General features: G+C 46.6%; 12 protein-coding genes and 1 riboswitch. Of the genes, 11 read left to right on the top strand and 1 reads right to left on the bottom strand.

Going from position 1 to position 14,179, the window contains the following annotated elements; all coding sequences use genetic code 11:
* The first annotated feature begins 14 nt into the window (after positions 1–14).
* The 6 genes from C0638_RS01960 (at position 15) to C0638_RS01935 (ending at position 9,181) form a co-directional block, all read left to right on the top strand.
* Positions 15–1,115, top strand: a complete 1,101-nt coding sequence (locus C0638_RS01960; RefSeq protein ID WP_013369824.1) for a glycosyltransferase — start codon at positions 15–17, stop codon at positions 1,113–1,115.
* Between the two features lie 5 nt (positions 1,116–1,120).
* Positions 1,121–2,449 (top strand): UDP-glucose dehydrogenase family protein, encoded by a 1,329-nt coding sequence (locus C0638_RS01955; protein ID WP_013369825.1) that lies wholly within the window; start codon positions 1,121–1,123, stop codon positions 2,447–2,449.
* 668 nt (positions 2,450–3,117) lie between these two features.
* Positions 3,118–4,494 (top strand): sugar phosphate nucleotidyltransferase, encoded by a 1,377-nt coding sequence (locus C0638_RS01950; RefSeq protein ID WP_058710836.1) that lies wholly within the window; start codon positions 3,118–3,120, stop codon positions 4,492–4,494.
* Positions 4,495–4,649: 155 nt separating this feature from the next.
* Positions 4,650–4,731: riboswitch (cyclic di-GMP riboswitch) on the top strand.
* 13 nt (positions 4,732–4,744) lie between these two features.
* Complete coding sequence (locus C0638_RS01945) at positions 4,745–6,346, top strand: glycosyl hydrolase (protein WP_058710837.1); 1,602 nt, start codon at positions 4,745–4,747, stop codon at positions 6,344–6,346.
* A 48-nt stretch (positions 6,347–6,394) separates the two neighbouring features.
* Entirely contained in the window at positions 6,395–8,689 is a 2,295-nt protein-coding gene (locus C0638_RS01940) for a hypothetical protein (protein ID WP_058710838.1), read from the top strand.
* A 309-nt stretch (positions 8,690–8,998) separates the two neighbouring features.
* Complete coding sequence (locus tag C0638_RS01935; protein ID WP_013369830.1) at positions 8,999–9,181, top strand: hypothetical protein; 183 nt, start codon at positions 8,999–9,001, stop codon at positions 9,179–9,181.
* A 51-nt stretch (positions 9,182–9,232) separates the two neighbouring features.
* On the opposite strand, the gene C0638_RS01930 is transcribed toward C0638_RS01935, so the two are convergent.
* Entirely contained in the window at positions 9,233–9,601 is a 369-nt protein-coding gene (locus tag C0638_RS01930) for a helix-turn-helix domain-containing protein (protein ID WP_016821244.1), read from the bottom strand.
* Positions 9,602–9,929: 328 nt separating this feature from the next.
* On the opposite strand from C0638_RS01930, the gene C0638_RS01925 reads away from it, so the two are divergent.
* The 5 genes from C0638_RS01925 (at position 9,930) to gmd (ending at position 14,102) form a co-directional block, all read left to right on the top strand.
* On the top strand, positions 9,930–10,679 hold the full coding sequence (locus C0638_RS01925) for a YveK family protein (protein WP_013369832.1): 750 nt from the start codon (positions 9,930–9,932) through the stop codon (positions 10,677–10,679).
* Positions 10,660–11,337 carry a CpsD/CapB family tyrosine-protein kinase gene (locus C0638_RS01920; protein WP_058710839.1) on the top strand — a complete coding sequence of 226 codons (678 nt, stop codon included), beginning with the start codon at positions 10,660–10,662 and terminating at the stop codon, positions 11,335–11,337. Before C0638_RS01925 ends, C0638_RS01920 begins: the two co-directional genes overlap by 20 nt.
* An 84-nt stretch (positions 11,338–11,421) precedes the next feature.
* Positions 11,422–12,120, top strand: coding sequence for a sugar transferase (locus tag C0638_RS01915; protein ID WP_013369834.1), 699 nt, complete (start codon positions 11,422–11,424; stop codon positions 12,118–12,120).
* 33 nt (positions 12,121–12,153) lie between these two features.
* The gene (locus C0638_RS01910; RefSeq protein ID WP_058710840.1) at positions 12,154–13,092 is read left to right on the top strand and encodes a GDP-L-fucose synthase family protein; all 939 of its coding nucleotides are present in this window, start codon (positions 12,154–12,156) and stop codon (positions 13,090–13,092) included.
* 20 nt (positions 13,093–13,112) lie between these two features.
* A complete protein-coding gene (gene gmd, locus C0638_RS01905; RefSeq protein WP_013369836.1) occupies positions 13,113–14,102 on the top strand; it encodes a GDP-mannose 4,6-dehydratase in 990 nt (329 codons plus the stop codon).
* Positions 14,103–14,179 lie beyond the last annotated feature (77 nt).

Below are 14,179 nucleotides of genomic sequence, written 5' to 3'. Positions count from 1 at the left end.
AAAGGATGATTCAGATGAAAATAGCGATAGCACATGATTACTTAATCCAAATGGGCGGAGCGGAAAGGGTAGTAGAGGTATTCCATGATATGTATCCGGAGGCTCCCATCTTCACAACGGTGTTCAGCGACGAGCGTCTGTCGCGCAACTTGAAGGATGCGGATATTAGAGCCACTTGGCTACAAAACATCCCAGGAGTGAAGGCCAACTTCAAAGGAGTGCTGCCGCTGTATCCCATCGCTATCCGTGATTTTGATTTTAGGGATTTCGACATTGTTTTAAGCTCTAGCAGCGCATTTATGAAAAGCATCCAGGTACCCAAACATACGTTTCACATTTGTTACTGTCACACACCGATGCGGTTTGCCTGGGATTACGATACATATATGGCCCGGCAGTCCAAATCCAACCTGCTCAAAAATATGCTAAAGCTGTACATGAACAGGCTGAAAACATGGGATGCCAAAACTTCTCGCAACGTAGACCAGTTTGTCGCCAATTCTTCCGTCGTTAAGCGGAGAATTCTGCACTATTACCAACGGGAGGCAGATGTTATTTTCCCTCCTATCAATACATCCCGTTTTAAACGTGCTACAAGCATCGGTGACTATTATCTGATCGTATCTCGTTTGGTGTCCTACAAGCGCATTGATCTCGCGATTGAGGCATTCAAACGTAACGGTCTTAAGCTACGCATCGTTGGCGAAGGACCGGATCGTAAACGACTCGAAGCCATGGCTGCCCCGAACATTGAGTTCCTCGGCAGGCTTGAAGACGAAGAGGTTAACAAGCTGATGGCCGAATGCCGGGCACTTGTCTTTCCGGGGGAAGAGGACTTCGGTATTACGCCTTTGGAGGCGAATGCGGCCGGACGGCCCGTTATCGCTTTTCAGGGTGGGGGAGCGCTGGATACGATTGTTCCTCATGTGAACGGCGTATTTTTCCGCAAGCATCAAGTAGACGATGTGTTGGAGGCCGTCGCAAAGGTTGAGCAACATGCATGGAATGTGGACGATATCATTACCCATGCCCGCAAATTTGATGAAGATAACTTCAAGGATCAATTGAAAAAGTATGTAGAACAAGCCTATGTGAACTTTCTAAAAGGAGGATGAACGGAATGAAACTGGCTGTAATCGGTACTGGATACGTTGGACTCGTCTCAGGTGTATGTTTTGCGCAAAAAGGTAATGAGGTAATTTGTGTCGATCTGGAGCAGTACAAAATCGATATGTTGAACCGTGCGGAATCTCCGATTTATGAACCAGGTATTGAGGAATTGATCGCGTTGAATCTGGAAGCTGGCCGTTTAGAGTTCACCTCGGATTTGGCCGATGCGGTACGTCGCTCGGATATCGTCATTTTAGCAGTAGGTACGCCTTCACTGGCTAACGGCGAGGCGAATTTGTCCTACATTGAACAGGCGGCCGCCGATGTCGGGAAAGCCATGAACGGGTACAAGATTATTATGACTAAGAGTACCGTACCTGTCGGAACGAACGAAAAGATTAAGGACGTAGTGGCTCGTCATACGAGTTTGTCTTTTGATATTGTATCCGCGCCGGAGTTCCTGAGAGAAGGCTCAGCTATCAATGATACGCTTCATCCAGATCGCGTCATTATTGGTTTGGACAATACAGGTTTGCGTGAAACAATGGTCACTCTGCATCAGGTATTCACGGATAAAATCTATGTGACGGATATCCGCAGTGCTGAAATGATCAAATATGCCTCCAATGCGTTCCTGGCAACTAAAATTTCGTTTATTAACGAGATTGCTAATATTTGTGAAAAGGTTGGCGCGGACGTTACCTGTGTGGCTGAAGGTATGGGCATGGACAAACGGATTGGTTCCTCTTTCCTGCAAGCAGGGATCGGATACGGGGGCTCTTGCTTCCCGAAAGATACGAATGCGCTCATCCAAATTGCGGGTAATGTAGACTATGAATTTAAGTTGTTAAAATCGGTGGTCGAGGTAAATACCGACCAGCGCTTTATGATTGTATCCAAGCTGCGTGAATCGCTGGGTCAGCTAAACGGCGTATCGATTGGCATTTGGGGCCTCGCCTTCAAGCCCAATACAGATGATATCCGCGAAGCTCCAGCACTGGAAATCGTAGAAACGCTCATTCAGGCAGGTGCTATTGTCAAGCTGTATGATCCCATTGCGATGGATAAATTCAAGGAGCGCGTAGATCACCCGAATATTATATGGTGCTCCTCCCCGCAGCAAGCCGCCGAAAGAAGCGATGCTGTGTGCCTGCTGACGGATTGGGAAGAGTTCAAAGAAGTTGATCTCGTGCAATTGGGCTCCATTCTACACAAGCCAGTTCTGATTGACGGTCGCAACGTATTCACCGAGGAACAGATCCAAGGCTCTGGGCTGGAATACTACTCCGTGGGTCGTCCGCGGATGAGTGGGTGGAACAGAGATAAAGTGGAAGTTTAAAAGTGACAGATTAAAAAGTGACTGTGGTGATGTGGGAGGCGCTGAAGGCGCTGCGCGTGCAGATTGTTCTTCCGATTGCTGTTACCCCCGGATTTTCTGGATTGTATTAAACATTCAAATGTTAAAATCCGGGGATAAAGGCAAACGCTGACGCTTCTTCAGAACAATTCTGCCCGCTCCGCTGCTTTTGCCGCACCAAGTCACAATGTTTAATCTCCCACCTTATGGGATGGGAGTAGAAGGGCGTATCAGAAGGAGCGGCATAGTTGAGCCGCTCCTTCCGATTAAGACGCCATTGCGGTAGTCGACGAAGGCAATCTTGGCAAGGCGTTACGAAACCTCGATTACTAGAAGCTTGCAAGCACAGCGGGCAAGCGCCGAAAGCGTGAGATTTTTACAGGCTGACCGGACTTAATAATGTCCGGTCGTGCCTTTTGCACCACAAGGTATGATCGATATGATGCATATTTGAGTAGCGAAGGGTTGGATTTGAATCTGGAGAAGCGATAGCGTTCGCCTTTGGACCGGGATTCAAACCTTGATACGATTTTATACAATCAAATGAATCCCGGTCCAACAGCGATCGTAAGATCAAATCCAGCCCGTAGCGGCCTACTCAACCTTGCCCCATTCGATCACCAACCAATATAGAGAGGAAGTGGAGATTTATGAAGCTCGTACTTTTGTCTGGTGGTTCCGGTAAAAGATTATGGCCGTTATCCAATGATTCCCGTTCCAAACAATTTTTGAAGGTACTGGAAAGCCCGGAAGGGATTTCGGAATCCATGGTACAGCGGGTATGGAGACAATTGGGAGACAACGGATTATCCGAATCCTCGTTTATTGCGACAGGGAGAGCGCAGGTCGAAATGATCCAGAGTCAAATCGGATCGAATACGCGCATCATTGTTGAGCCGGAACGCAGAGATACTTTTCCTGCGATTGCGCTGACAGCGACTTATCTATATTCCATTGCGGGTGTTTCGCCTGATGAAATTATAGCTATATTGCCTGTAGATCCTTATGTAGAGGATGCTTTCTTTGCTTCCGTAGCCCAACTCGAACATACACTTCAGGAGAGTGAAGGAAGGCTTGCACTAATCGGGGTTGTCCCTTCCTATCCTTCAGAGAAATACGGTTATATTATTCCGAAAAACGATGCCACTCAAGGTAGCACAGGCTACCGCGAAGTGAGCCATTTTCAAGAGAAACCCGACCGGGAGCAGGCGGAGCGTCTAATGGAACGCAATGCTCTATGGAACTGCGGGGTTTTTGCATTCAAATTAAGCTATTTGCTGGATATTTTGGCATCCAAGGGCCTGCCGCTGAATTATGAAGAAATGCAAAAACAATATGCGTCTCTGGAAAAAATCAGCTTTGACTACGAAGTAGTCGAGAAGGAAAAAGAAATCGTAGTGCTTCCGTACGATGGTTTTTGGAAGGATCTAGGAACTTGGAATACACTCACAGAAGAGATGTCTCATCAGCAAGTGGGTAGAGGGGTAGTAACGGAAGATTGCGTCAATACGAGTCTTATTAATGAGTTGGACATTCCTGTGGCGATCATTGGAACGAATGATCTGATTGTAGCCGCTAGCCCAGATGGCATTCTTGTGACCAATAAGGCAGAAAGTCCACGCATCAAGGAAGTGCTCAAGGCTCATGATCAGCGTCCAATGTATGAAGAACGTCGTTGGGGACAGTATCGGGTTGTAGACTATGTAAAGTATGACGAGGGTAATGAGGTACTGACCAAACGAATCCGCGTACACAAAGGTAAAAATATCAGCTACCAGCTTCACTTCAAACGAAGTGAAATCTGGACCATTATTAGCGGCGAAGCGGAAATTATTTTGAATGAGAAGCTGCACAAAGTGAAGGCCGGTGACGTAGTTCGCATCCCTGAAGGGACGAAGCATAGCATTTTGGCTGTAACCGATGTGGATTTGATTGAAGTTCAGACTGGCTCTGAGTTGGTTGAAGAGGATATTGTACGCTTTTGTATGGATTGGAATGAAATTTCTCGTCATCAATTTATCTCGTAATTATTTGCGTAAAAACGTAAAAAAGAAGATTTGATGAAAAATAATGGCCCAAACTGTCGAAATTGGGCGAAAACCTGTAAATTCATGAACATGACCTATTAAATTTTGGTAAAAAAAAGTCGATACTTAGGGTAAGAAGGAATCCAAACTCCTTCCAACGATAAACGCAGCCCTGTCGAAAGACTGGTACGCAAAGCTAAAGGGCCTTCCCGTAAGGATGGCAGCCTGGCTACCGAAAGGAAGAGCTAAAGTGAGATTCAATTTTATTCCTCTGTATCGACTGATACGTCATGTACTCCCCGTTGTTATGCTTTTTTCTTTGTTTCCCGTCGGTTTTGGTGATTCTCTGTCTGTGGTGAATGCCGCTTCATTACAACCTGTTAATTCGGACGCTTCTACTCAGGCCCGTGAACTATACAATTATTTACTCAGCATCTCTGGAAAGAAAACAGTCACTGGTCAGCATGATTATTTGGAAAGTCCAGATGAATTAAGCAACAAGGTCCAAAAAATCAGCCAGGCGTATGTGGGTCTGCACGGCTATGAGATGGGAGCCATCTCTGGTCAATCCGACGCTACAGAAGCAGCACAACGTAAAAATGTCGTCGATAGCGCTATTCGTTGGAGCAGAGCCGGTGGCATTGTGACGATGACTTTTCATGAAGCGTTGCCGGGTAGACCACTGACTTGGGCCAATGTGCAGGCGAAAGTAAGTCAGGCGGAGTTCAATAAATACGTGACACCAGGCACTACGCAGTATAACCTCCTCATTGCCGATCTGGATAAGGTCGCTGTATCGTTAAAGCAGCTTCGTGATGCAGGGGTTCCAGTATTGTGGAGACCTTATCATGAAATGAATGGTGACTGGTTCTGGTGGGGAAACAAAAACAATTTCAATCAGCTATGGAATATCATGTACGACCGTTTTGTAAACACGCATCAGTTGAACAATCTGCTGTGGGTGTGGAGTCCCAATGCTCCCAATTCCTATACTGTCCCGTATACCCCGAAATATCCGGGGGATGACAAAGTGGATATCTTGGCAGTAGACATCTACAATAATGATTTTAAGCAAAGTCATTATGAAGGACTGCTCGGGTTGGCACGGAATAAGCCGATTGCCATTGGCGAGCATGGTGAGATGCCTAGCTCTGAGGTGTTGCAGGCACAGCCCAAATGGGTGTATTCCATGACTTGGGGCAAGATGCTGACTGAGAATAACACAACCAATCAAATACAGGATTATATGAACGATTCGAGGAGTTTGACACGGGATGATGTGAAAAATGGGCTGGCAGAAATCCAACAACCTGGGGCAGATGTGCCGACTTTACCGGATGAGGGACAAAGTGAGCCTATCCCGGTTCCGCCAGTAGTAATCGTACCCCCAGCTCCGACTCCTCCTTCTGTTCCTGATGTAGTATATGTGAACGGGCTGCGGGGCGAATATTTTAACAATATGAATGTGAACGGCAGTCCTGTTTTGATCCGTACAGACAGCAAGCTGGATTATAACTGGCGCGCCGTTGCTGCTGATCCTAAGGTAAATGCCGACCAGTTCTCGGTTCGCTGGACAGGTAAAATCAAACCACAATACAGCGAGACCTATACATTTACAACTATATCCGATGATGGTATTCGCGTATGGGTAGACGGCAAGCTGGTGATTGACAGTTGGTTCAAACAAAGCTGGACAGAGCGTAAAGGCAGTATTGCTTTGGAAGCAGGTAAAATGGTAGATCTAAAAGTGGAATACTATGATGAAAAAGGCGATGCGATGGCTCGTCTGATGTGGGAAAGTCAGCATGAAGCGAAAGCGGTGGTTCCCGGAAACGCTTTGTTTCTTCCTTGATAGATACTCTTTCCCGGTCATAAATTTTGAGGAGAGAGGGTGTATCATATGATGAAAAAATGGTTGACCCATAGGTATACGGTCGTATTATCCGGATTACTAGGTGTCGCAGCTCTAGCCATGATCGCTTGGTTTATATACACGCCTTCAAAAAGTGCAGAATTGCAGACGGATAAGGTAGCGGCGGCCAGTCCAGTATGGAAGCTGGGCCAGAGGGATGACTCTTCAGCGGAATTTAAAGGAGTGGTCGGTAGGGATAATATCGAAATTTCTGGAGCAGCAGCTTCTACTGAATCCTCTGCTAAAGGAACATTCTCGGCGTTGTCGGAAGCAGAGAGTACAACAGTTCCGGTATTGCTCAGCAGTGGTGATATTCCTCCAGGTTTGAATGCATCCACGAATCCAGAACTGTCACTTCAGTATAAACTGAATCAGGTTCCTCCCAATGGTATGATATTCCGTGTTCGGATTTTGGATGCGGGCAAAGCGGTGCCGCAGATGGCTGTCTTTTCAAATCACCAGCTGTCTGGAATTATTCAGATTGCCGGGGTATCCGGTACTGGGAGTACCTATAACTTCAAAAATAACTACGAGCTGTATATCCCCAAAGAACAATTGCAAAGCGGTGTTAACGTACTCAAGCTAAAGACAGCGCGCTGCCTATACTGCTCCTCTGCAGAAGATAAAAATGTGTGGTGGACTTGGGATGACTTGAGCTTGGAGACGTTAGCTTCCCCTGCGGCCGAACCAGTACATGGGAAATATATACTGACTGGTACGAATGTGAATAATAAAGAATTTTATTATGATCAGGGTGCAGTTAAGCATCTACCTTACGTTCTCAAATGGCTGGGAATTGCTTATAGTGGCAACGTCATGAGGGTAACTTGTGCCAGTAATGTAGGCAAGGCATGCACAGATGTGGATGATTACTATCAAACGTTAAAGCAGTATAATATGCAATCGTCTGCTTTGTATCTATACACAGGTGATATCAAGCTGCAAAAAGATGGTACTCTGCCAGAGACGGCCAAGCAAAAGTTGCGTGATTATGTAAAAAAATACGGTTCATACCTTCAATATTATGAAGTAGATAACGAACCTGGATTGTTTAACCGTTCCAAGGCGGTAGACCTGGCTGTGGCTAAGTGGTTGAATACGGAAGGCAAGCAATTGGCACCGCATCTCAAAACCGTAGCGCCGGGTTGGGCCTACTGGCCGACATACTCTACCAAGGCGTGCAAAAATCAAACCGGAGGTACGCAAAAATGCGGTGATCCGGATGGATGGGAACGGGACCCGGCGCAGCGTAAACAGCTGGAAGAAGTCACCGACCTGACCAACGGACATGCCTACGGTGAATCGTATAATGAAGAGGGCGGGGGCAGCTTCGTTCAGAATTTGAAAACCTTTGGTGGTTCGAGCGACGGACTGGCGAAAAAAATGCTAAATACGGAGTTCGGCACTAACGATACGCATCGAGATAATCCGGATTACGGGGCTAGTCAGCCACAAGCAGCCGCATTCGATCGGATTATGCGTTCGCAAATCGGGTTTGCCGATATGTTTATCCAGCATGCAGCTTTTTATAAGGATTACACGCTATTTAAAACGGGCTTTGATCTGCAAAGCCACAATCCGGCTAACACGGAAATTTATCCGTTTGGACAAGGGCAGGACACCCGAGTTAAGATCATGAGACGCTTAAGTCTAGCCTATGCCACACATGGCAAACCGCTGACTTATACCATACTGAATCCAGAGGAGACGAAGGATAAGATGGTCTATGTTCGCGCGGTGGATACATCCAAGCTTAAACCACTGGCAGGTAGCGGCGCTACCTCGAACAAATTGCTGGTGAACCTAGTGAATTTTGAATCCACAACGCAGACCGTTCGTGTGCGGGTAACGATGCCGAAAGCTGGCTTGTACACGGGGGAACGTTTCGGAGCGGGTTCCACCTACTCTCAGGCGCAGCGATCCATATCAGGGCTCAAGGCTTCTCCTGCCCTTGATTTTGAAGAAAAGCTGGGTCCTGGCGAATCGGTACAATATATTTTGGAACCAAAAAGTACAGATCAAACCACGGCCTCTGCCCCAACAGAGGTAAAAGCAGCCTCAATTCAGGATGGGGCGGTAAAGATTAATTGGCTTCAAGCAAAAGGCATATCATCCTATGATGTGCTGCGTGCTGACCGTACAGACGGTGCCTATCAGGTGATTGCCTCGCAAGTAGAAGGAAGCACGTATACGGACCGCACCGTAAAAGCTGGAAGTCATTACGTCTACAAAGTTCGAGCGACCGGAGGTACTCAGGTTTCTCAGGCAGCCGAGGTTGCTTAGTTACACCGGAATGCATATAGGACCTTACCTCATGAATATCTAACATCATTCCGAAAGAAAACAAAAAAGAACCTATCAGGAGAAAATAGGACCTGACAGGTTCTTTTTTATTTGTAAATCGTTCTGAATTGCTAATACTTTACGTATAATGGAGAAAAAAATAAGAAAATCCTTTTATATTCTCGTCATAAGACGACAACATTGTAGGTATGTATTCATATATAATAGTTTTGTTCATGACTATACATACGTGGTTTGTAGGGAATTTCTTTCCGGTGACCAAGACTAATAAAGTGAGGTTAGTGCTGAATGAACAAGGAAACAGAATTAGGGGGGAATGGCCCTCTTCTTCGAGACAACGCACGGAAAGCAGGCAAAGCAGCCATCCACTTGGACATCCGGAACATTTTGCTCCAATGTGGGATCACGACACCAGAATGGCTGGAGGGCGATGCTGATAGAACGAAGTACCGGAAAGACAAGCGCGTGTAATTTTCAGCTACTGGTCCTACTTGAGCAAAACATCAAGCAGCGGCGCGTTCCTTATTCCATCATTCGTTCCATTCGAACAAACGCGATAAAACGTTTGGCTTCTTCCTCAGATAAGGTGCGTCCGTCAATCGTCAGGTTAAAACGTTGCAGGATATCCTCGTCGGACAGTTCAAGCTGATCCACAAATTCCCTCACATCTGAATCCAATATTGCTGTCGGGTGGCTCGTACGTCCCACCAAATAATCGATGGTTACCTCGAAAATATCAGCGAGCTTGGTCAGGGTCTCAAAGTCTGGCTTGCGTCTATTTTTTTCATAGTGAGAAAGAGCCGCCCGCGTAATTCCGAGGGATTGCGCTAATTCCTCTTGTTTTAGTCCCTTATGTTCTCGTAATTCAGCGATGCGGGTTCCATAATTCATCTGTTTTTCCTCCTGAAGGCAAGGTTAAGAGAGGTAAGAAAAGCAATTTTGCGCTTGACAAGATACAATTTGTATCATAAATTAATTATGTAAGTTACATAACGTATCTGTATTTCATAGTTTTCACTGATATCTTCATTTATATACCCTTAAGAGGCCAACGATGATTGAGCATTTTGTGCTTATTCGCTGGCTAGACCTTCTATGCGCTATTATACAACATTTTACTATAGATTAGAGGGTCATGCATCGTTCTTTTCCCCGTCATGCAGAGGATCAGTACAAGCGTTATTCATCGAAAACAAGTCAAGCAGGGAGGACTGGTCTTGTGCAGTTGAAAGAGTACATCCGTTTGATCCGCAAAAGAATGTGGTTGATTGGTAGCATTGTACTGCTGGTGTGTACTGTAGTAGGCATAAAAAATGTATATTTTACCCCGCAGGTTTATGAAGCTACCGCCAAGCTCATTATTAATCAGACGCCACGACCGGACCGTGCAGGTGTCGTCGATTACAGTGTGGTGCAAACCAACATAGCCTTAACGAACTCCTATAAGCAAATTATGATCTCCTCGGCGATTATGGATCAGGTGGTCGCCAGCTTCCCCGATCTTAAGGTTACTCCGTCAGCTTTGGCGCAAAAATTAAGAGTAAACACCGCAGGTGATTCACAGGTCATGGATGTTACAGTCCGCGACTTATCGTATACGAAGGCTGTGAAAACCGTCAATGCGGTAGCCAAAGTATTCAAACGGCAAATCCCCTCTATCATGAAAATGGACAATGTCACCATCCTAAGCGAAGCCAGCCTGAATGATCCAGCAGTTCCCGTGAACAATAATCCCGCTATACAGATTTTTATTGCTTTTGCCATTTCTTTATTGCTGGGAATAGGCTTGGCGTTTTTGCTGGAGGTATTGGATGATACATTTAAAAATGAGGAAGATATTGAAAAAGAACTCGGTCTGCCTACCCTATCCCTGATTACAAAAATGAAAAAAGAAGATAGACGCTCTGACAGCTCTACTACAACTCCTAAACAGGTAGGTGAGGGACAATATGCCGCAATTAATCAATAATCAGCTCGTTACATCCTTGCATGCTCAGTCTTCCGTGTCGGAGGAGTACCGCATGCTCCGCACTAACATCCAGTTTTCTTCTATAGACGAGCCGATTGAGGTGATGATGGTGGCGTCCGCTCAGGCGGGTGAAGGCAGAACAGTCACGATTAGCAATTTGGCTGTAACCTATGCACAAGAAGGAAAAAAGGTGCTGGTTATGGACATGGATTTGCGCCGGTCCTCCTTGCATCATATGTTTGGTTTGCGCAATCATACAGGGCTGACACGGGTACTTGCCAATCAACAGACATGGCAGGATGTGGTTCAGGAAACCGGGATTGATCATCTGCATGCGATCACGGCTGGACCGAATCCACCCAATCCGTCCGAGATGCTCAGTTCCCGTAGAATGAAGGCTCTACTAGTTGAGCTCAAAGAACATTATGATGTGATTCTGATGGATACGCCACCCCTGCTGTCTTTTCCGGATGGACTCATTGTAAGTGCCATGTGTGATGGTGTCATCTTGGTAGTGCAGGCAGGGAAGGTCAAAAAGGATGTCGTTAAGAAGGCGAAGGCAAATTTGGAAAGAGTAAAGGCGCGCATTTTGGGTGTAGTGCTCAATAACGTGAAGCGCCGCGCCGAGCGTGGTATGGAGGAACGCAATCTGACATGAATAAATCGGAGGAAATAAGAGTATATAATATTCTTTTAACAATGCATAAATAATATTTATCAATAAGGAGTGAGGTGATGAGACGTGTCTTCTTCCCGCTCGAACAAGGCCAAAGTGCTGAGCGCGTCAGTGGATGTATATTCGGTCGCTCATGGGCTTGAACGACGACAAGGATGGAGCGTATATCCGTTCGTGAAGCGAAGTATGGACATTATACTGTCTTTTATTGGAATCATCGTACTGTGCCCGGTATTTCTGCTCGTCATTTTGTTGATCAAGCTGGAGGACCCCAAAGGAAGTGCATTATTTTATCAAATCCGTATTGGTAAACATGAGCGACCGTTTCGCATGATCAAATTTCGTTCCATGGTGTCTGATGCCGAGGCCAGATTGTCTGCATTGCTGGTGGAAAATGAAATTGAGGGTGCGATGTTCAAAATGCGGGACGATCCCCGAATTACCCGTGTGGGCCGCTTTCTTCGCAGAACGAGCATCGACGAACTACCGCAACTCTTCAATGTACTGCGTGGGCATATGAGCCTTGTAGGACCCAGACCCCCATTGCCAAGAGAAGTTCATGATTACACCATGAGGGATAAGCTGCGTCTGACGGTCACACCGGGCTGCACCGGACTATGGCAGATCAGCGGTCGTAATCATCTAAGCTTTGACCAGATGGTAGAACTGGATTTGGAGTACATATCTAGACGCAGTTTTCGCACGGATATGATCATCATGCTGAAAACATTCCGTGTGCTGCTGGGCTCCAAGGATGCATATTAAAGTCATTTTAACAAAGAGGGGTAGGAGAGAAGGATGGAGCTTCATTCCAACATTTATGTAGCAGGGCACAATGGACTGGTAGGTTCCGCTATTGTCCGAGCGCTTCAGAAAGCGGGATATCGTCATATTATTACTCGCACAAGCCGTGAACTGGATCTGCGCAATAAAGAGGCCGTAGATCATTTTTTTGATACAGAGCCCGTGGATTATGTATTTCTGGCAGCAGCCAAGGTGGGCGGGATTTTGGCCAATAACGAATATCCGGCTGATTTTATCCGTGACAATCTGCTTATACAAACAAATGTGATTGATGCGACATACCGGAAGAATGTAAGCAAGCTGTTATTCCTAGGCTCTACATGTATCTATCCCAAATTTGCTCCGCAGCCGTTGCGAGAAGAATATCTGCTTACAGGTGAGCTTGAGCCTACCAACGAGGCCTATGCGGTTGCTAAAATTGCCGGGATCACAATGTGTCAGTCCTACAACCGTCAGTATGGAACCCGTTTTATTTCGGTGATGCCTACGAATTTATATGGTCCGGGCGACAATTTTGATCTCCAAACCTCTCATGTGCTACCTGCGCTGATCCGCAAGTTTCATGAGGCTAAGCTGAATCAATCTCCGACTGTAGAAGTATGGGGCTCCGGTACGCCTCGGCGAGAATTTCTTCATTCGGATGATTTGGCTGATGCCTGTCTATTCCTGATGAATAACTATGAGGGAAATGAGATTGTAAATATTGGTGTGGGTGAGGATATTTCCATCCGTGAGCTAGCTGAACGAGTCAAAAATGTAGTCGGCTATGAGGGCGAAATTACTTTTAATACTTCCGTTCCTGACGGAACGCCGCGCAAGTTGGTAGATGTATCTCGGATTTCCGGGCTGGGCTGGTCGGCGCGTATTTCACTAGAAGAAGGATTAAGGTCTGTATACCAGGCATTTCAAAGTCTGGATCTGGTTGAACAATAAATAACGGTGGGGGAATTGGAATGAAAAAAGCGCTGATCACTGGGATTACCGGACAAGATGGGTCTTATCTGGCTGAGTTGCTGCTGTCCAAGGATTATGAGGTGTACGGGGTGCGCAGACGAACCAGCACACCGAACTTTGAAAATGTAGCGCATATCCAGAATGACATTCACTGGCTTTCTGGTGATATGACCGATCTGGCTTCGCTGATCGAAGCCGTCCGTCAGTCCAACCCGGATGAAGTCTACAACTTGGCTGCTCAATCCTTTGTAGCGGCCTCATGGCCGCAGCCCTTGGCTACAGGGCAAATTACAGCATTATCTGTCACCAATATGCTGGAGGCGGTTCGAATTGCCAAGCCGGAGGCGCGCTTTTATCAGGCTTCAAGTAGCGAGATGTTCGGTAAGGTACTGGAGACGCCGCAGACAGAAATGACCCCGTTTTACCCACGTAGTCCTTATGGTGTCGCCAAGGTGTACGGCCATTGGATTACAGTCAACTACCGCGAAAGCTTTGATATGTTTGCTTGCTCCGGTATTTTGTTCAATCACGAATCGCCCCGCCGAGGGTTGGAGTTTGTAACACGCAAAGTGTCGGATGCAGTAGCTCGTATCAAGCTGGGATTGCAGCAGGAGCTGCGTATGGGGAATTTGGATTCCCTGCGAGACTGGGGTTTTGCAGGGGATTATGTAAAGGCGATGTGGCTGATGCTTCAGCAGGATCGACCAGATGATTACGTGATTTCCACGGGAGAAATGCATTCTGTGCGTGAACTGCTGCAAATTGCTTTTTCTCATGTAGGTTTAAATTACGAGGATTACGTCGTGATTGATCCGCAATTTGTTCGACCGGCAGAGGTAGATCTATTGCTTGGCGATTGTGCCAAGGCGAAGGAAAAGCTGGGCTGGCGATTGGAAGTCGGCTTCGAGCAGCTTGTTCGTATGATGGTGGATGCAGACTTGGAGCGTGTAAAAAGGCAGGCTGCAGTCGAAGCTTCTGTCGTCGTGTAAGAGGTGGAGAGGCCACCCGCCTGGCCGGGGGGTCTCTTCGTTGTACATGATTTCAGCTGTATGACAGCTCAACAGAT

This window comes from Paenibacillus sp. lzh-N1 (assembly GCF_002872435.1).
Lineage (GTDB): Bacteria > Bacillota > Bacilli > Paenibacillales > Paenibacillaceae > Paenibacillus > Paenibacillus polymyxa_C.
This window is presented reverse-complemented; position numbering and strand designations above follow the sequence as displayed.